This is a genomic window from Vibrio sp. 10N.222.52.B12, assembly GCF_002875385.1.
Taxonomy (GTDB): Bacteria; Pseudomonadota; Gammaproteobacteria; order Enterobacterales; family Vibrionaceae; genus Vibrio; species Vibrio jasicida.
In genome coordinates this window covers 1-21,349 of record NZ_MDAW01000144.1, presented here as the reverse complement: position 1 = coordinate 21,349, position 21,349 = coordinate 1, and the positions used below count along the sequence as shown (strand labels likewise).

The window sequence follows — 21,349 nt, the reverse complement described above, 5'->3', positions numbered from 1 at the left end:
ACTATGGAACTAGTTGCTATACTTATCGATGTGTAAGTAAATCTTAAGTTACCGCACGGAAGGCACTTTATATTCTGAATAAAGATCATATTTTCAATGTCTTATTCAGCATGGGTGTCCATATATTAGTGACGGTAGTCTCTTTTTATCACATGACACATCCTTCTGAGTAATATGTGACTTAGAAGTTGTAATTTAGTGTTAATGCACTGTTATTGCGTTATATATTCGGGCAATATATAACGAATAAGTATCAATGGTCAAAATGTTGACAGTAATTTTAGGTCAGAGGTTTATATGGATCGTACAGCCTTAGTTTCACTTGGTGGGCAATTAGTCGTAATAGGTTTGGATGGGCAGTTAAGAGCGCTTGCCGAAAACGAACAACCGTCACCTGGTGAGTTGATTGTTTCTAAAACTGGAGCTGAACCAGGCAAGCTTCAGGTTTTAGTTGCAAAACAAGAAGGGGTGCAAGACGTTTCTGACGATGTTGCTCAAATTATTGACGCTCTTCGAGAAGGGCAAGACCCAACGTTGCTAAACGAAGATTTTGCACCAGCTGCAGGTCAAACTAACGGTTCTAGTTTGCAAACTAGCGGCACTGTTGAACGCACTGCTGCAGAATTATTAGCCGACACGGATTTTGAAACGACCGGGTTGGCAGCGCTAGGTTTTTCTGAAACTCAGAATTTGTCATTAGCTGAGCTCTACTTAAGTAATATCCGTTCTGACGAAACATCTCCGACAGTTACCCCTGTGGCGCCTGTTGCGGAAGATGACAATATTCAAACCGACGAAGATATACCTGTCACAATTGATGTTCTAGCTAATGATACCGATCAAGACAGTGAAAACTTATCTATCGAATCTGCTACCGTGCCTGATGAGCAAGGAACAGTAGAAATTGTTGATGGTGAGTTGATCTTTACTCCTGCTGAGGATTTCAATGGTGACGCAACGGTTACTTATGTAGTGACTGATGGAGAAATGACAGACGAAGCATCTGTGACAATCAGTGTGAATCCTGTTAACGATGCGCCAGTAGCAGTAGACGATATCGCTACCACCGATGAAGATACTCCGGTTACGATTGATGTTTTGCCAAATGATACTGATCTAGATAACGATACGTTAACCATCGTGAGTGCATCTGTTCCTATTGAACAAGGTATTGTTGAGATCGTAGATGGCAAACTTGTTTTCACTCCAGCGGAGAATTTCAACGGCGAAGCAACTATCACTTATGTTGTTAGCGATGGTGAACTAACAGATGAAGCAACGGTTTCGGTTACTGTTAACCCTGTAAATGATGCACCAATAGCAAATGATGACAGCGCTACGACGGACGAAGATACGCCAGTCACCATTGATGTGCTACCAAACGACACCGATGTTGACGGTGACACACTGACCATAGTGAATGCGTCTGTTCCTGCAGAGCAAGGCACCGTTGAAATCGTAGACGGTAAGCTTGTTTTTACTCCTGCAGAAAACTTCAACGGTGAAGCAACCATTAGCTACACAGTTTCTGATGGTGCATTAGAAGATGAAGCAGAAGTTTCTGTAACAGTTAATCCACTTAATGATGCTCCGACAACCGAAAATGCTATCCCATCCCAAGTTCTACCTGAGGATTTTGCTGAATACACCATTAACTTGAATGACGCATTTAACGATGTTGACGACGCAGATAGCGAATTGACGTTTGCCGTTTCTGGTAACAGCAACATTCAAGTGTCGATTGTCGATGGCATCGCGACGATTACACCAACTGCAGACTGGAATGGTTCTGAAGAGCTGACGTTTACTGCGACAGATCTAAGCGGTTTGGAAGTTAGGCAGACGGTTGATTTCACAGTCAACGCCGTTGCCGATATTGTCGCAGATAGTGCAGATATCGTTGAAGATACGCCAACCATTTTGGATGTGTTAGACAACGACAGCTTCGAAGGCCAATCGCCAGTTGTTACAGTGGAATCTGGAGATGGTCCGACGAACGGCAGTGTTGTTGTGAACAACGACGGCACCATTACCTACACGCCAAACCAAGATTACAACGGTGCGGATGAGTTCACTTACACAGTCACCTCTGGCGGTGTGACAGAAACGACCACTGTCACGCTAAACGTAACGCCAGTCAACGACAAGCCAGTGGTTGAAAACACCATTGCTGACCAAGTTCTACCGGAAGATTTTGCAAAATACACCATCAACTTAAATGATGCATTTAGCGATGTCGACGACGCAGATAGCGAATTGACGTTTAGCGTTTCGGGTAACAGCAATATTCAAGTATCGATTGTCGATGGTATCGCAACGATCACCCCAACAGCAGACTGGAACGGTTCTGAAGAGCTAACGTTCACCGCGACAGATCCTGATGGGGAAGTCGTTAGCCAGACGGTTGATTTTACGGTTAACGCTGTCGCCGACATTGTCGCTGACAGCGCGAATATCGTTGAAGACACACCAACAATTTTGAACGTGTTGGACAACGATAGCTTCGAAGGCCAATCGCCAGTTGTCACGGTTGAATCTGGAGATGGTCCGACTAACGGTAGTGTGGTTGTTAACAACGACGGTACGATCACTTATACGCCGAACCAAGATTACAACGGTGCTGATGAGTTCACTTATACAGTTACCTCCGGTGGTGTCACTGAGACGACAACAGTATCTCTAAACGTAACACCAGTGAACGATAAACCAGTGGTTGAAAACACCATTGCTGATCAAGTTCTACCGGAAGACTTTGCTGAATATACCATCGATTTAAATGACGCGTTCAGTGACGTTGATAATGCAGATAGCGAACTGACGTTTACTGTTTCTGGCAACAACAACATTCAAGTATCGATCGTCGATGGTATCGCAACTATCACCCCAACAGCAGACTGGAACGGTTCTGAAGAGCTAACGTTCACCGCGACAGACCCTGATGGTGAAAGCGTTAGCCAGACTGTTGATTTCACGGTTAACGCCGTTGCGGATATTGTCGCTGATAGTGCAGATATCGTTGAAGACACACCAACAATTTTGGACGTGTTAGACAACGACAGCTTTGAAGGCCAATCACCAGTTGTATCCGTAGAAGCGGGCAATGGCCCTGCAAATGGCAGTGTGGTTGTGAACAACGACGGCACGATCACTTACACGCCAGACCAAGATTACAACGGTGCGGATGAGTTCACTTACACGGTTACTTCTGGCGGTGTAACTGAAACCACAACAGTATCTCTGAACGTTACACCAGTTAACGACCAGCCACTTAACGAAGACTTTGACCATAGCGTTGACGAACTTATTACTAACGTAATTTTTGATACTGATGATAAGCCTTTGGACCAAGGCTCAGAAAGCGATCATATTTCTGACGTTGAGGATGACTTAAATGGTGATGATCTTCAGATCCGGATAACAGAGCTACCTACATCTGGCACCTTGTATTTCAAAGATGAAAATGGCGATCTTCAAGAAATTACATCGGCCGATGGCTCGTTGTACAACAAAGACAGCATCTACTACGAAGCGGATAATGTTGGGTTCTTGCTTGGTATCAAAGACAGACCTAATTCTCCAAATGGAGAAGAGTCAACGACGGATTTCTACAACTGGGGTTTAAGTGCCGACGGTGGTGAGTCACACAGTCGAACCGAATATCTAGTAAATGGAGCGTCTATTGATATCTCCTCCGATAGTGGTGTGCTAGCTCAATACAACCGAGAAGTCTCACATATTGGTCATGGTATTGCTGATAACGATGGCCAAGGCATTCAGCGCGGCGAAACCATCAGCATTGATTTGTCTGAGAACCCTGTTGGCAGCGTGAATCTTGGTCTGGATGGCCTAGGAGGCTTGTTTGAGCACGGCGACAACAATGCTGCTCTTATCACGGTGACATACCTTGATGCTAACGGCACAGAGCAAACTCAAGTTATTGAGTTCTTGAAGCCAGAAGGCAACAACATGCTATTCCAGGAGACTAGTATTGGCTTCGGTAAGGATTACCCTCTACCTGAAGGGGCGGTAATTACTCAATTAGACTTCTCGACCAAAACATCTGGGAATTGGGAGTTGCGTTATGTAGAGGGCTTCCCACCTGAAGATAGTTTTGACTACGTTGTAGTTGATTCTGGTAACGCTGAAAGTGACCCTGCAACGGTTACAATTGCCAATCAGGTTCTAGACGGCAACGTGTCGGAGAACGGTCCGGATCTATCTTTAACAGGGAACACTGTTACAGAAGGAGAAGACGTTACGTTTTCTGTGGTACTGGATGAGGCGACAGAAACGGCGGTTAAGTATCCAATAACTACATTGGCTCCAGGCTCATCGGCAGATGATTCAGACGTCAACCTCTCAAATGCAACCTACACGAATGGTGTTGTTTTTGCGGGGGGCTACCTGATTGTTCCTGCCGGTGTTAGTAGCTTCGAAATCATTGTGCCAACGATTGATGATCTTGTTGTTGAAAATGACGAGACGATGGAAGTTGAAATCGGTAGCGAGTCGGGCTCATCAACAATCTTAGACAATGATAGTACGTCACTTTCAGTGAGTAATGCTGGCGACGTGAGTGAAGGTTCTGACGCAGTATTCACGGTGTCGCTGTCTAACGAAGTTCAAAGTCCTGTTGTCGTCAATCTAAGTCCAAAGACAGATGGCAACTACACCGCTGAAGATGAAGATCTTGGTAACATGACGGTGACTTATATTGACGGAGAAGGCCAAGAGCAGACTCTGGAAGTTAGTCCAAGTGGAGACGTTACTATTCCTGCCGGAGTTACTGATATCACGGTAACAATTACAACGACACAAGACGATGTTTACGAAGGCGCAGAGTCTTTTGGCTTGGTTGTGACCGAAACTGGCGGTATTACATCAAACGGCGTGGCGAGTGGTGAGGCAGTGATAAAGGATGATGGCTCAGCTGTCGGTCCAACAACGCCTGATAACGATAAGCCGCTGCTATCTATCAGCGGTGGTGGTGATATTAATGAAGGGGAAGAAGCAATATTTGTTGTTTCTTTATCTAATCAAACAGAGTCACCAGTCGTTATCAATTTGGCCACGAGCACGAGTGGCGCATATACAGCAGAAAACTCTGACATTAATGATTTTGTCGTAACCTACAAAGACAGTGAAGGCGAAACGAAATCACTAACCGTTTCAGATAATGGTGATGTCACTATTCCTGCAGGTATTACTGCAATCGAAGTATCTGTCCCTACGACTCAGGATGATGTCTACGAAGGCTCTGAGAGCTTTGGTTTAGTCGCGACGGAGTCTGCTGGCATCACTTCAAATGGTTCTGCCGTTGGTCAAGCGAACATAAAAGATGACGGCTCTGTTGTGGGGCCGACAACACCAGACAACGACAAGCCTACGCTAACCGTAGATGGTGGCGGGAATGTCGATGAAGGTGAAAATGCAGTCTTTACGGTTTCGTTATCAAATCAAACTGAAAGCGCTGTTGTTGTTAACTTATCGGTAGAGGCGGACGGAAACTATTCAGCAGAGGATAATGACCTTGGCGATTTAGTTGTGACTTATGTAGACACTAATGGCCAAACACAATCATTGAATGTTGATGGAAATGGGAATGTAACAATACCTGCGGGAATCCAGGATATCACGGTTACTGTGCCGACTAACGAAGATCATATCTACGAGGGAAATGAAACGTTTGGACTCACTGTGACAGAAAGTAATGGGGTGACGACTAATGGTCAAGCGACTGGTCAGGCAACAATTTTAGACGCAGAAAGTGCACCGAAAGTGACCATTGTTGCTGACACTGGCTCTACCGCAGAAGGTAATGATGCGAACTTTACTGTAAGCATCGACCAGAAAGCGGATGAAGATGTCGTGGTGACATTCACAATTGGTGGTGATGTTGACAGCGATGATTACACCGCGCCAAACACTTACACCGTGACTATTCCTGCGGGCCAAACTTCAGTCGCCCTTGATATTGAGACGCTAGATGACGGTATCTATGAAGGCGCTGAAGATCTGACAGTGACACTAACTGGAACAAGTGGTGCAGACTCTTCGTTGAATACGGCTTCTAAAGATGCATCGGTTTCTGTAGCAGATGAGCAGGCGGCACCAAAAGTCAGCATTGTTGCTAACCAAGACAGCGTCAACGAAGGCCAAACCGCGGGCTTTACAGTGAGCTTAGACCAAGTCGCTGATGAGAAAGTAACGGTTGAGTTCGAATATTCTGGTACTGCTCAAGATGGTACTGACTTTACTGGCGTTGCAAGCATTGAAGTACCGGCAGGCCAGTCTTCTGTCGACCTCGGCATCACTACGCTTACTGATGGCACTTATGAAGGTGCAGAGTCATTTACTGTCACCATTAAAGATGTAGAAGGTGCAGATGCAACTGCTTCTACAAACAACAGTGCGAGCGTGACAATCAATGACGCTCAGCAAGTACCGAAAGTCAGCATTGTTGCTGACTCTGGGTCTACAGCCGAGGGTAGTGATGCGAACTTTACTGTCAGCATCGACCAGAAAGCGGATGAAGATGTCGTGGTGACATTCACAATTGGTGGTGATGTTGACAGCGATGATTACTCCGCGCCAAACACTTACACCGTGACTATTCCTGCGGGCCAAACTTCAGTAGACCTTGATATTGAGACGTTAGATGACGGTATCTATGAAGGCGCTGAAGATCTGACAGTGACGCTTACTGAAACGAGTGGTGCAGACTCTTCGCTGAATACGGCTTCTAAAGAGGCATCGGTTTCAGTAACAGATGCACAGGCGGCACCGAAAGTGAGTATTGTCGCCGACCAAGACAGCGTCAATGAAGGTCAAACCGCTGGCTTTACTGTGAGCTTGGACCAAGTCGCTGATGAGAAAGTAACGGTTGAGTTCGAATACTCTGGTGTTGCTCAAGATGGCTCTGACTTTACTGGCGTAGCAAGCATTGAAGTACCGGCAGGCCAGTCTTCAGTTGACCTCGACATCACTACGCTTACTGATGGAACTTACGAAGGTGAAGAGTCATTTACTGTCACCATTAAAGACGTGGAAGGTGCGGACGCAACTGCCTCTACAAACAACAGTGCGAGCGTGACAATTAATGACGCTCAGCAAGCACCGAAAGTCAGCATTGTTGCTGACTCTGGGTCTACAGCCGAGGGTAGTGATGCGAACTTTACTGTCAGCATCGACCAGAAAGCGGATGAAGATGTTGTGGTGACATTCACGATTGGTGGTGACGTTGACGGCGATGATTACACCGCGCCAAACACATACACCGTGACTATTCCTGCAGGCCAAACTTCAGTTGCCCTTGATATTGAGACGCTGGATGACGGTATCTATGAAGGCGCTGAAGATCTGACAGTGACGCTAACTGGAACGAGTGGTGCAGACTCTTCGTTGAATACGGCTTCTAAAGAGGCATCGGTCTCTGTAACAGATGCACAGACGGCACCGAAAGTGAGTATTGTCGCCGACCAAGATAGCGTCAACGAAGGTCAAACCGCAGGCTTTACAGTGAGCTTAGATCAAATCGCTGATGAGAAAGTAACGGTTGAGTTCGAATACTCTGGTACTGCTCAAGATGGTACTGACTTTACTGGCGTAGCAAGTATTGAAGTACCAGCAGGTCAGTCTTCAGTTGACCTAGACATCACTACGCTAACTGATGGTACTTATGAAGGTGCAGAGTCATTTACTGTCACAATCAAAGATGTAGAAGGTGCAGACGCAACAGCTTCGACGAACAACAGTGCGAGCGTGACTATCAATGACGCTCAGCAAGCACCGAAAGTCAGCATCGTTGCTGATGCAGACTCTACCGCTGAAGGTGGTGATGCGAACTTTACTGTAAGTATCGACCAGAAAGCGGATGAGGATGTCGTAGTGACATTTACGATTGGTGGTGATGTTGATAGTGATGATTACACCGCGCCAAACACTTACACCGTGACTATCCCTGCAGGCCAAACTTCAGTAGACCTTGATATTGAGACGCTAGATGACGATATCTATGAAGGCGCTGAAGATCTGACAGTGACACTAACTGAAACGAGTGGTGCAGACTCTTCATTGAATACGGCTTCTAAAGAGGCATCGATCTCTGTAACAGATGAGCAGGCGGCACCGAAAGTCAGCATTGTTGCTGACCAAGATAGCGTAAATGAAGGTCAAACCGCAGGCTTCACTGTGAGCTTAGATCAAGTTGCTGATGAGAAAGTAACGGTTGAGTTCGAGTACTCAGGTGTTGCTCAAGATGGCTCTGATTTTACTGGCGTAGCAAGTATTGAAGTACCGGCAGGTCAGTCTTCTGTCGATCTAGACATCACTACGCTTACTGACGGCACTTACGAAGGTGCAGAGTCATTTACTGTCACGATTAAAGATGTAGAAGGTGCAGATGCAACTGCTTCTACAAACGACAGTGCGAGCGTGACAATTAATGACGCTCAACAAGCACCGAAAGTGAGCATTGTCGCTGACACTGGCTCTACAGCTGAAGGTGGTGATGCAAACTTTACTGTCAGCATCGACCAGAAAGCGGATGAAGATGTCGTGGTGACATTCACGATTAGTGGTGACGTTGACGGCGATGATTACACAGCGCCAAACACTTACACCGTGACTATTCCTGCAGGCCAAACTTCAGTCGCCCTTGATATTGAGACGCTGGATGACGGTATCTATGAAGGCGCTGAAGATCTGACAGTGACACTAACTGAAACGAGTGGTGCAGACTCTTCATTGAATACGACTTCTAAAGAAGCATCTGTTTCTATCGCAGACGCTCAACATGCGCCGGAGTTTATTTCTGACGGTGATCTTCCTGGCGATGCAGCAAACAATGATGTTTATGACTTTGGCACCGTAAATGAAAACAGTGTTAGTGGCACTGTTGTGGGTACGCTTGTTGCTGAAGATCTAGATAACGATGAACTTACTTACAGTTTTGCTGATGGAACAACAACGAACGGCCTATTTGATATCGACCCATCGACGGGGGAGGTTTCACTCAACAAGACTATTGATGATGTTGATTTAGGCGACTATACACTGCAGGTGAAGGTTGCCGATGGTACGGGTGGCGTAGACACAGCAGAGGTTAATGTTTCACTTGTAAACGTGAATGATGCACCAGAAGCTTCGCCTTCGTCAGTTACCACTCTAGAAGATTCCCAAGTCACTCTGGATTGGGAATCATTTGGCGTCACGGATGCCGACTCAGAAACATCGACGCTGTCTGTCCAAATTACGTCGCTTCCTAGCGACGGTGTACTTGAGTACATAGATGAGCAAGGAAATTGGCAGACGGTTCAAACAGACCAAGTATTGAGTAAATCGCAGTTTGATGCCGATAGTGTACGTTTCACTCCAGAGGTAAACGAATCTGGTGATGACAGCTTCACTGGAAATGGAGTTGGTAATCAAGAAGGGAGCTATGCGCAAATTGGTTTTAAACCAACGGATGGGGAAGATACGGGGCAAGAATCTGTATTGACGATTGATGTTACCCCAGATGCAGATGCGCCGAATTTGGTTACAGTGACTCCAGGGTTATCTCTTCCTCAACAAGATTTCAACGTGACTTCTTGGACAAATGTCATTATTGGTTCTGATAACGGTCAAGGTGTTGCGGGACAAGTTTTGGTTGATGCTATTGAAGCTTTAGATTTAGAAGATGGCAGCCAATCGACCACCACCAATGTTCAGGATATCGCGTCAGGGGCAACAGCAGCGGATGAAGCCGTATTAGTGACAGCATTAGTCTACCTAGAAGCTGGTACAAGCTACGACTTCGTAGGTACCGCTGATGATAGTTTAGCAATTAAAATTGGTGGAACACTTGTTGATGAGGCTCGCTGGGATAATGGGAGTGGCGACATTAAAGGTGGTGAATTTGTACCTTCTGTTTCCGGCTTCTACGCGATAGAGATTTATCATCACAACCAGAATGGGCCTGGCAATTTTAATGTAGATGTCTCTATCAATGGCCAAACGCCAGTTAATTTAAGTAACAGCAACTTGTATGTGGTGAGTGACTCAGTTGCTTTGGATGCAATCGATGCAAGAACTTCTGAGTTAAAAGAAGTGGACGGCGTTCAGTTCTATGAGACGTATGAAGTCAATGAAGGGTTGCAAGATACCGCTATTCCAATTTCAGAAATTCGAGCAAGTCTGACTGATACTGATGGCTCTGAATCACTTGCAGTGACATTAAAAGGTTTGCCAATTGGGGCGGTGCTCTCTGATGGAGTGAATTCTATTACGGTAGCGACAGTGAACGAAGCACTGGATGTTACAGGATGGTCACTTGACTCTTTGACGGTGACACCACCAGCGGGATCGCACGATGACTTTACCATTACGGTAACGGCGACAAGTACAGAAAGCTCGAATGGTGATACTGAAGACTCACATGCCACGATTAATGTCGTCGTGCATGAAAATCTAGCGACAAACACAACTAGTGATGTTGGCATCACGAATGAAGATGTGTCGCTACAGGGTAACGTTTTATTGAATGATACTGATGGCGATAATGTCCTATTGGTCGACCATATTACCGTTAACAATACAGACTACGCTGTTGGTGAAACGGTCTCGTTAGATAGTGGTTCATTGGTGGTAAACCAAGACGGTAGCTACAAGTTCGAACCGGTTGAACATTGGTCTGGTGATGTTCCATCGATTACATACACCACGAACACCGGCGCAACAGAGACATTGGATATTGAGGTCGTTGCTGTCGCAGACGCGCCAAAAGTTACGATTTCAGTTGGCGATATTTCAAAGAACGATGCGGTTGATTCAAACCACAGCCTAGTTACATCAGCGATTGATAGTACCAAACCCCAGAATGCATCAGTTGCTGCTGGGTTGGGGCTAGACAGTGTTTATCAAGAAGACAATCCACCAGCAAACGTAATGCTCGGCAATAATAACGACATTTCAGATACAGATAGTCTGTTTGTTGGTACCGATTACAACGATACCTTCTATGGTGGTGGCGGTGACGATGTCTTTGTTGGAGGTGGGCAGAATGACTCATTCTATGGTGATGATGCTTCAACCATCACGGAACACGATGGGACAGATACGGTTTACTTAACAGGTAACTTTAGTGACTACGAGTTTACCTTCAAGAATAACCACGGTGGTGATGTTCCATACTGGATCTTCTTGGATAACCGCTCCATCGATTCGGTTAATGACAATACAGGACAAGAAGACCGTGGAGATCACTTATATGAGATCGAGCGTGTCGTCTTTGCCGACAAAGTAGTAGAACTTAACCCTGACGGGACTTATCAGATACTGCAAGATCGTTGGATTCCTATCGATATTAATGTCGATTTAGTCGATGCTGATGGCAGCGAGAGCTTGAACCAAACTGTTCTCATCGACGGCTTACCGTCGGGCGTAGAGCTATACGTAAATGACCTGATAGTTACTCCAGAGCTCAATGGCAGTTACCTTGTCAATATCGATAGTCAAGGCCACGCATCGTTGGAGATTAAAGTACCATTCGATTATGAAGGCAGCTTTGATTTTCCTATGAGTGTTACCGCAACGTCTGTAGAAGCATCAAATAATGATGCCGCAACGACAACGGAATCGGTTGACATTACTGCTCGTGAGTTTGAGCTTAAGTCAGGTTCGCACGGCGATGACACGATCAAAGGTAATGCCGACAATGACCTCATTGTTGGTGATGTCCAAGGTTTAGAAATCATCGCAGGACAGGATTACAACATTGCGTTTGTGCTTGATACGTCTGGCAGCATGGGCAGCTGGGTTGGTAGTGCAAAAGATGAAGTTCTGGACGTTTTTGACGAGCTACTTGCATCCGTTAACCAAGGTGTTGAGCCCGGTACGGTAAACATATTGCTTTCTGAGTTTGCTACTGGGGCGACGAAGGTGATTGAAGTGGATCTGAGTTCTGCAACTGCAAGAACTGATTTTGTCGAGGAACTCAATAAGATCGGTGATTACGGTAGTGGTAATACGAACTATGAATCTGGTTTGCAATCGGCAGTCGATTGGTTTGGTACTCAGCCAAACGTCAATGGAGAAAATATCACATACTTTATTACCGACGGTCAGCCAAATACATACGATAACCTCGACAATATAAAGCGTCCTGAATTCTCTAAAGTCATACTTGATGTGGGTGACGATGGGCAGCTTGTTACGTTGCAAGATGTGGTTAATGATAACAGCTACAGCTTTGGTCAAACCGTTAGTTACAAAGGTAACGTCTTAATCAACAGTGATGGGCATCTTTTCTCTCCTCAAACGGGGCAGAAAATCGGTGATATAGACCGTAAGAATGGAATCCTTGAATACGATGACAGAGGTGGAAGTTCCGTTCAGGCTCAGCATATGTATCAAGTTCTAGCTCTCCTTTCGAGTGTGGAGGCAATCGGTCTGGGAAGCGGCGTATCGGAAAGCATACTGCAACAATACGACACCGATGGCGTTGTCGAATCAGAAATTGATGTTACGAAACTTGCAGAAACGATACTTGGTCAAGATGTTCCATTGAAACAAGGTTCGGATATCATCCGCGGTGGAGAGGGTGATGACATCCTTCTTGGTGACTTGATCGAGTTTGGTGGCAATGAACAGGGAATCAGTGCAATTCAATCCCATGTCGCACAAGAAACTGGTCAAGATATTTCTAAAGTTGATGCCGAAGCTATTCATACTTATGTGAAAGATCATATCGATGAATTTAATCAAAACCACCAAGGAGATAAAGCAGATTCACTCTATGGAGAACAAGGTGACGACATCTTATTTGGTCACGGCGGGAACGATATCTTGGTCGGTGGCGAAGGGGACGACATCCTTATAGGTGGTTCTGGTGATGATATCTTTAAACTTGTCGATGAAGGTTCCGGAATTCGAGATGGTGAGATTGATACGATCACAGACTTCACTAAAGGCGAAGATAAGATTGATATTTCTGATTTGCTTCATGCTGATAATTCAGACTCTATTGATTCACTACTTGCGAACAATGAGATTGGGTTGGAAGCCGATGGAGAGAACCTGATCCTAACGATTTCAGAATCGGATGGTTCATCTAGCCAGAAACTCGTGATTGAGGGAGGCTCAAGTCAGTACGGTGAATACCTTAACGATGGCGTATTATCTCCAATAGATGGCAGTGCAATCTTGAATGATCTGCTTAAGATCAACGATTTATCTAGTAACTAGGTAAACCGTAAGGCAGCGCTATCAATCAAAAAGGTCTAGTAAACACTAGACCTTTTTAGTTTATGTGAGCGTATGGGCTTAGCTAGCTTTTAGGAAGAGTGGTGAAAATGGTCCATTCTTTCTTCACTTCTCCTTTGTATCCGACGACGGTAGCGGTGACTCGTCGGTTAAGCGCATGACTTGTTTCATCCGTGCCAGTAGACGCCAGAATCGTATCTCCGTAGCCGACAATGGTTACTCGGTTCGGTGATATGCCATTTTGAAGCAAGATTCTTCTTACATTTTCAGCTCGGCGTTTGGATAAGTCTAAGTTATGTTGCGAAGTCCCTGTTCGGCTCGCATATCCTTGAAGTTCAATAGAAGTGCTTGGGTATTCTTTTAAGAACTCAGATAACTCACGGAGCTGTTGTGAAAAGATAGGATTGATTTCGTCTGAATCGTTCGCAAACAAGACTCGAATTTGCATTTCTTGGGACGTTTTTAAGAATTCCCCACATCCATCATTATCGATTTCTGAACCAATCGGTGTACCAGGACACAAATCTCGAGCATTGATGACACCATCTCGATCATCATCGATCAGGTCGGCAATTTGATTGGCGGTGGGTGTTTCAATGTACTCGTATTCATCGCCCGTTTCGGTATTAGAATTAGAACTGCACGCTGAAATCAAACACGCCATGAAAAAAATAGGTATTACTCTCATATTAATACTCCACTTTCTCTAGCCACTCTTGCGGAATATCGACGCGCAAAGAGTTGAGCAGTTGTCCTGTAGCATTCATTACGCGGTATTTTGCGTATTGCTCGGCGTATTTTGAATCCAGATAATCCTTACGTGCTTCGAAAAGTTCATTCTCAGTGTTGAGCAAATCCAAGAGAGTTCGTTTGCCAATGCGGTATTGCTTTTCGTAGGCAATTACGGTCTCTGCTGCGGAGTCTACGTGATCAGATAAGAATTCTTTTTGCTGCAAGGTTAAATCTAAAGCACTCCAAGAAAGTCGTAACCCTTCTTCTATATTCTTGTATGCGGACGCGCGTAAATCTTTCGCCTTGTTTAATTGGTAGGCGAAATTTTCTGAGTTTGCCGCATCGCTGCCTCCGTTATAAAGGTTGTATCTTAAACGCAACATTGCGAGTGTTTCGTCACTTCGACCTTCAATACCATCTGCATCATCTCGCCAAGTTTGTGAAGCTTCGATAGAGACAGTAGGGAGGTTAACCCCTTTGGATTGCTTGTACTGGAACTTAGCTGAGTCGACATCAGCAACCGCTACTTTCACCACTGGGTGTTCCTCAAAAGCGATTCCTACAGCTTCATCGACAGTATATGGAATGAAGTTCTCATCAGCTCTAGGGAAAATTAGGCCTTGTGGGGATTGACCCACTAACCGAGTAAACATGGTATGTGTGTCATAGAGGTTGTTTTGTGCAGCAGCAAGATTGCCGTGCGCTTTTGCTAAACGTGCTTCTACCTGCGTCAAATCTGCAGTGGAACCGATACCGGAGTTCACACGCTTTTTAATATCTGAGTAAATGCGTTTGTGCACCGCTAGATTGTTTTCAGACAAGGTCAAAATTTCATAGGCTTTCACCGCATCTAAATAAACTTTTGTCACCTCTAGCGCTTTGTCCGATGCATCAGCAAGGAGTTGATAACGCAGTGACTCTGCGTCTGCCGCAGTTCGATCGATGTCGTTCAGAGTTGCAGACCCATCCCAGATAAGTTGGGTTAAGGTCACGGCCGCTTCTTTACGGGTTAAGTCGGTTTGTCCACGTCCGACACTCTCGGCTGGATCAATTCCCTCGTAACCAATACCAGCGTCTAAATCAATTTGTGGTAAATATGCGCCTGATGAAGCGTCGTTAACGTAACGACTACTTGTGAATTCGTTAAATGCAGCTTTCAAATCAGGGTTTGTTTTCAGCGTTAAGGCTACAGCCTGTTCTAACGTTTGACCGAAAATAGGAAATGACACTATTAGGCAACTGCAGCACGCTATGCTTAGTCGGCTCCACTTCACGGCGATTCTCCCAGAAAAATCCATACAATTTGCCGCTCTCACAAATGAGATTCAACGACATTAAACAGCGGTTGAATGCATTATTTATCAACTCACTGTTATCCCTAGGCTTTTGAGGTTAATTCTCAGCCTGCCCCCTTATAACACCGTAGCACATATGACTAAGTTTGCTTATGTTTTAAGCGAAATTCCTCAAAAAAATCCTGATTTTTTAAGGTCATAGCGCTTTTGAACCGTTTGGCTTTATCGATCTTCACTTGTCCCGCCCCTAGGAAAGTAAAGCTCTGAGAACCGTGTAGGTAAGCAAAATTTGCGATTATTTTGACTAAACTATAGTCGTAAATGATGAGGTGACAAACTTTTGACGCAGCACGATGCGAGTCGAGGTAACTATGAATAATGCAACCTTACGCTCATTATTGGGCCAGACAGTGGTTATCGGTTTAGACGGTAATTTAAGAGAGTTGGAACAGGGCGAAGCTCCGGCTCAAGGTGAAGTGCTAGTCTCTGATTTATCGAATGAATCTACGCCTAACGTGCGGATTGTGACTCAGGAAAGTCAGGAGCCTATAGAAATTACAGACGACGTTGCGAGAGTTGTAGAGGCGATAGCACAAGGTGATGACCCAACACTGTTAGGAACAGAATTTGAACCAGCAGCGGGTGAGAGTGAGGGTTCGAGTCCTCAGGCGAGTGGCGTAATCGATCGGACTGGTGCTGAAAGTCTTGCTGCGACTGATTTCGAAACAGTAGGGTTGGCCTCTCTTGGCCTTTCAGAGACACAGATCTTAACCTTGTTAGAGTTGTATTTTAGTGGTTTTGTCTCACAACCGAGTCAAATTGCTGACGTCATCATACAGGACATATCAAGTCCAACGGTAAGCGAAGGTGAAGATGTAAACTTTGATGTCACTCTTGATGGGACAACAAGCGAAGAAACCGAGTTAGCGTTTTCTTTGGATGATGGCAGTGCGTCAGGTGGACAAGAAGACAGTGACGCTGATTTCCTCAATAACATCGTGACGATTACTTTTGAAGATGGCACAGAACAACAAGTGAGCGTCGACGAGAATGGTGATTTCATTATTGTTTTACCAAGCGAGACGACCACTTTTACTGTCACTGTACAAACGTTTAATGATGAACTTTTAGAAGGTGATGAAACTTTCACTCTCAGTGGTTCAACGCCAAATCAACAAGCCCCCGTAACTGGCACAGCAACCATCAGCGATGATGGGGGTGGTCCGGGAGAGAATCCTGATGATGATCGTCCTACTGTGCTTTCTATCTCAGATGTCACCGTTAATGAGGGAGAGCCTGCGGTTTTTGAGGTCGTCTTAAGCAATCAAAGTGAATCTGAAACGTCTGTCACTCTTACACTTGCCGACGGCAGTGCAACAGGAGGGAGTGACTTCGATAACACATCTGTTTTGGTTACCTTCTCAGACGGTACATCGCAATCTGTAAGCGTTGCAGAGGACGGTTCTTTCACAGTGATGGTTCCTGCAAATGATACTAACTTTTCTGTCACGGTCGTAACGAACAATGATGAAATACTTGAAGGGGATGAAACGTTTACGCTCACTGCAAGTACACCTACTCAAGAAGAGCCCGCAGAAGGAACAGCAACCGTAAGCGATGATGGTGATGGTCCTGGTCAAAATCCAGACGATGATCGACCTAATGTTGCATCTATTACGGATGCAACGGTAAATGAGGGCGAGGCGGCTACGCTTGTCGTAAATCTCAGTAACCCGAGTACAACAAACACCGTAGTTACCATGCAACTTGCAGGTGATACTGCGACAAGTGGTGTGGATTTTTCGGACACAACCGTCACGATCACGTTTTCAGATAATACCAGCGAAGTCGTGTTACTGAATCCAGACGGTACGTTTGAGGTAAATGTACCCGAAAACACAACGACTTTCAGTGTTACGGTCGATACCTTCGATGACGATATTTTGGAAGGTGCGGAGACTTTCACGCTGACTGGTACAACATCGACACAAAGCACACCAGCACAAGGCACGGGTACCATTGTTGATGACGGTAGCGCCCCGGGACCTGATCCAGATGACGACCGTCCAGTTGTTGCTTCAATTAGCAACGCAACAGTCAATGAAGGTGATCCTGCCACATTAGACGTTACCCTGAGCAATCCAAGTACGACGGACACAGTTGTGAGCATGACACTTGCTGATGGCACTGCCGATGGTGGCGTGGACTACACAGACACCTCGGTCACTATCACTTACGCAGATAACTCAACGCAAATGGTGGTTGTGAATCCAGATGGTACTTTTGATGTGACCGTACCTGCAAATGACACGACTTACAGCGTTACGGTGAATACTAACGATGACGATGTCTTTGAAGGTCCAGAGACTTTCACGTTGTCAGGTTCTACGTCAACTCAAAATACCCCAGCACAAGGCACTGGTACGATTGTCGATGATGGCAGCGGCCCGGGGCCTGAGCCAGATGACGACCGTCCAGTTGTTGCTTCAATTAGCAACGCGACAGTCAATGAAGGTAAGCCAGCCACATTAGATGTCACGTTAAGCAACCCAAGTACGACCGATACGGTTGTGAGTATGACACTTGCTGATGGAACAGCTGATGGAGGTGTGGATTATACCGATACGTCAGTGACTATCACTTACGCGGATAACTCAATGCAAGTGGTGGCTGTAAATCCGGATGGCACATTCGATGTAACTGTTCCTGCAAACGACACCACTTACAATGTTACTGTGAACACCACCGATGACGATGTATTTGAAGGCCCTGAAACCTTCACATTGTCAGGTTCCACATCAACTCAAAATACTCCGGTACAAGGTACGGGTACGATTTTAGATAACGACGCGCCTCCGGCCATCGGCAATGTGGTTGATGCGATTGTTTCTGAAGAAGGGTTACCTGATGGTATCGCCGATACTATGGGAACTCCTTCAGACTCCACGAACTCGGCGAGCTTTGTTGGCTCATTCACAGTCAGTGACCCTGATACGACGAACGTGAGTGTTGTACTTTCCGGACCAAATGGATTGGCATCTGGAGGTGAACCTGTTACTTGGTCTTGGAACGCCAATACTCAAACACTCACCGCATCAACGGCAAGTATTGCCAGTGTAGCAACAGTCGTGTTGACAGAACCAAATGCCGCAGGGCAAGGAACATGGGGTTACACCATCACACTCTTAGAGCCACTCGATCATCCAGTTAATGACGTCGAAGATTTGATCGACTTTGATGTGCAGATCTCAGTGAGTGATGGTCAAACCACAAGCTCCCAAAGTATGAACGTGGTTGTCGAGGATGACTGTCCACATGTTCCAACGTCTTCTCAAGCCGTAGATGTGTCGCTGGCAGATATCCCGGAAATCCTCACCGGCAATATTAGTTTTGTTGGTAATGAATCCGATGCATTCAGCCGAACTTTCGGAGATGTCGAAGTGACTGCCTTGGGATTTTTGTCTAATGAGTCTACCGATCTTGGCGCCGCAGAGATTAATCAAACTTCATCAGGTATTGGTGTGAAAAGTGTCGGTAATAACGGCTATCCACTTGCTAATGAAGTGGACTATCGTTTTGCCAATGATACTGGTGTCTCAGAGCAATTGGTCATCGACTTGGGCAACAAGATTGCCTTTGGTGCTGAGATCGAATTCGAGAAGATGTTTGGTGGGGAGCTAGAAGAAGGTCTTGCGTCTTTCTATCGCGATGGTGTTTTGATCGCACAGCAAGCCTTTAACTCTGATGCGGCAAGTGGTGATTATGCAGCCAACTTCAGTGTACAACAGGGTGGTTTTGACAAGGTTATTCTTGAAGCAACTGGCAACGGGAACGGGCCAAACACCGCAGACAACAGTGACTTTACCGTCAAATCTATCACCTTTACTGGGGCTGACTCCTCCATTCCAATTGCAACAGCAGAGGGGAATTTAGGCGCACTCTATGGTGCTGATGGCCCAGGAAGTATCGTTCTTAATGGTGCAGAGAGTGGTCTAGAAACGCTTGATGGCAAGGCTATTAGTGTTGCGATTGATCCTCAAAACCCAAACAGATTAGTCGGTGAAGCGAACGGCGAGTTGGCGTTTGAAGTTCAATTAACGCCAAGCACCGGGAAGTGGGAATTTTTCCAGTACGTACCTTTGACCTCTCCAAGTGGTGACGGTGATATCGACTTCAGTTACACGATTACCGATAACGATGGTGACAGTAAAGCGGGGAATTTTGCGGTTAATCCATATGCGCCTCCGATTGTTGAAGGCGTCACGCTTAATGTTTCTGAAGAAGGTTTGGGTAATGCCATTGCCGATGACTTCGCGCTGAATGGTTTTATGGACACTACAGACTCAACGTTAGATATGGATCAGTTAACACTTGGTCAAACGGTTGACTCTGTCGCACTGAATGTCCCAACTGCGAACCTAACCAGTAACGGTGAGGCAATCACATGGGCCTTGTCCAACAACGACCAATTGCTTGTTGGTTCAGCGGATGGAGAAGAGGTCATTAAGATTTCGGTTAGTGATACGGGGGCAATCTCTACTGAACTTCTTGGCCCAGTAGATCATCCAGATACTTCTGGCGAGGACTCTTTAAACATTGAGGTGCCTGTCGTTGTTTCGAATGCTCTTGGGTTGATGAATTCCGCGGTAGCAAATGTTGTTATTGAAGATGATTCATCTGATTCGACATCCATTGTTCATGATGTGGTCGCGGAAACAAAAGAGAGCGCTAACGTTCAATTGATCATGGATGTTTCAGGCTCGATGCGTACGGGTAATCGACTTCAAATAATGAAGGACTCGGCAACTCAGTTATTAAATCAGTACGAATCGATTGGCCAAACTCGGGTTCAAATAATCAAATACAGTGGTTCGGCAACAACGTACGCTATTGCTGGGGCAACATGGTTAACCGTAGATGAAGCGAAAGCGTACATTGATACGCTTAGTGCTGGCGGTGCAACCAATTACAATCGCGCAATTAATGAAGCGAAGGACTCTTGGGATGATGCGGGTAAATTACCTAGTGCATCAAATGTGAGCTACTTCTTATCTGATGGTCAACCAAATCCAGCCTCATCATTCATCAACGATGCTCGTGAGAACAGTTGGATAGATCACTTGACCGATTCTGATAATAAGATCACGGCGCTGGCTTATGGTATGGGTGTGAACCTGATGCCTGATCAGTTAGACCGTGTTGCTTACGATGGTTTCTTAAACCAAGACCTTGATGGTGTAGTCGTGCCTGACGTTACTCAGCTGCCTCCAGTTATGTTGCAGTCCGTGATTCAACCTGTTGGTGGTAACCTCATGTACACCACATCACCGGATACAGGTATTGGTGCAGATGGCGGTTACATCAGCGAAATAGAACATGACGGTGTCACTTATTCATTTGACGGTACAGACTTGACGGTTGTAGACAACAACGACGACATCTCACATGCGTTTGACGATATCACGAAGTTGCTCACTATCTACATCGACAGTAAGCACTCGTTGGAAGTCGATTTGGATGATGGCGCATATGCCTTCTATGGTGCGGTAGGCGACACAATAGAAACGTTAGACTTCGATTACGTACTGACCGATAACGATGGTGACCAATCTGAAAATACACTTCAGTTTGTGATTGACGAAAATGGTGGCGTAAACGCGGCGAGCGGTGGTACTGCGAACATCATTGAAGCGGAAGTGGATGTAAGCCATGACATTTTAATTGGTAATGACAACGAAGCGGACATATTTAGATGGGTTAATGACTCACTAGATTCCGGCACGGACTTGGTGCGTGGCTTTGAACGAGACCTCGACACTCTAGATCTAAACCAAGTTGTCGAAGATGCAGGGCATAACACCATTGAAGAGCTGCTCAATAGTATCGACCTAAATGTGGACGGCGAAGATCTATCGCTTGAAATCACCCACAACGAGGGTAATTCCATCCAAACGATCGTCATTGAAAAAGGAGCTTCCGAGTTTAGCGACTTGATCATCGGAAATATGGACTTTGAAAGAGATGTCTTATCGGCTCTCACGAAAGTTAATTTAGATTCATAATAAAAAAGGTTCATCGCG

4 protein-coding genes are annotated in these 21,349 nt (G+C 45.6%); 2 read left to right on the top strand and 2 right to left on the bottom strand.

The window, feature by feature from the left end:
* Positions 1–297: 297 nt before the first annotated feature.
* Complete coding sequence (locus BCT11_RS20690; protein WP_102389163.1) at positions 298–13,224, top strand: tandem-95 repeat protein; 12,927 nt, start codon at positions 298–300, stop codon at positions 13,222–13,224.
* Positions 13,225–13,306: 82 nt separating this feature from the next.
* On the opposite strand, the gene BCT11_RS20685 is transcribed toward BCT11_RS20690, so the two are convergent.
* Positions 13,307–13,930 carry an OmpA family protein gene (locus BCT11_RS20685; RefSeq protein ID WP_038873742.1) on the bottom strand — a complete coding sequence of 208 codons (624 nt, stop codon included), beginning with the start codon at positions 13,928–13,930 and terminating at the stop codon, positions 13,307–13,309.
* Position 13,931: 1 nt separating this feature from the next.
* Positions 13,932–15,248, bottom strand: coding sequence for a TolC family outer membrane protein (locus tag BCT11_RS20680; protein WP_039976834.1), 1,317 nt, complete (start codon positions 15,246–15,248; stop codon positions 13,932–13,934).
* A gap of 392 nt (positions 15,249–15,640) precedes the next feature.
* Here BCT11_RS20680 and BCT11_RS20675 point away from each other — a divergent pair, with 392 nt between their 5' ends.
* A complete protein-coding gene (locus tag BCT11_RS20675; protein ID WP_102389161.1) occupies positions 15,641–21,331 on the top strand; it encodes a Calx-beta domain-containing protein in 5,691 nt (1,896 codons plus the stop codon).
* The last annotated feature ends 18 nt before the right edge of the window (positions 21,332–21,349 follow it).

Bases quoted from the DNA above. Each gene is read 5' to 3' on its own strand.
- BCT11_RS20685 (WP_038873742.1), bottom strand. From the start codon at position 13,930: ATGAGAGTAATACCTATTTTTTTCATGGCGTGTTTGATTTCAGCGTGC.
- BCT11_RS20690 (WP_102389163.1), top strand. From the start codon at position 298: ATGGATCGTACAGCCTTAGTTTCACTTGGTGGGCAATTAGTCGTAATA.
- BCT11_RS20675 (WP_102389161.1), top strand. From the start codon at position 15,641: ATGAATAATGCAACCTTACGCTCATTATTGGGCCAGACAGTGGTTATC.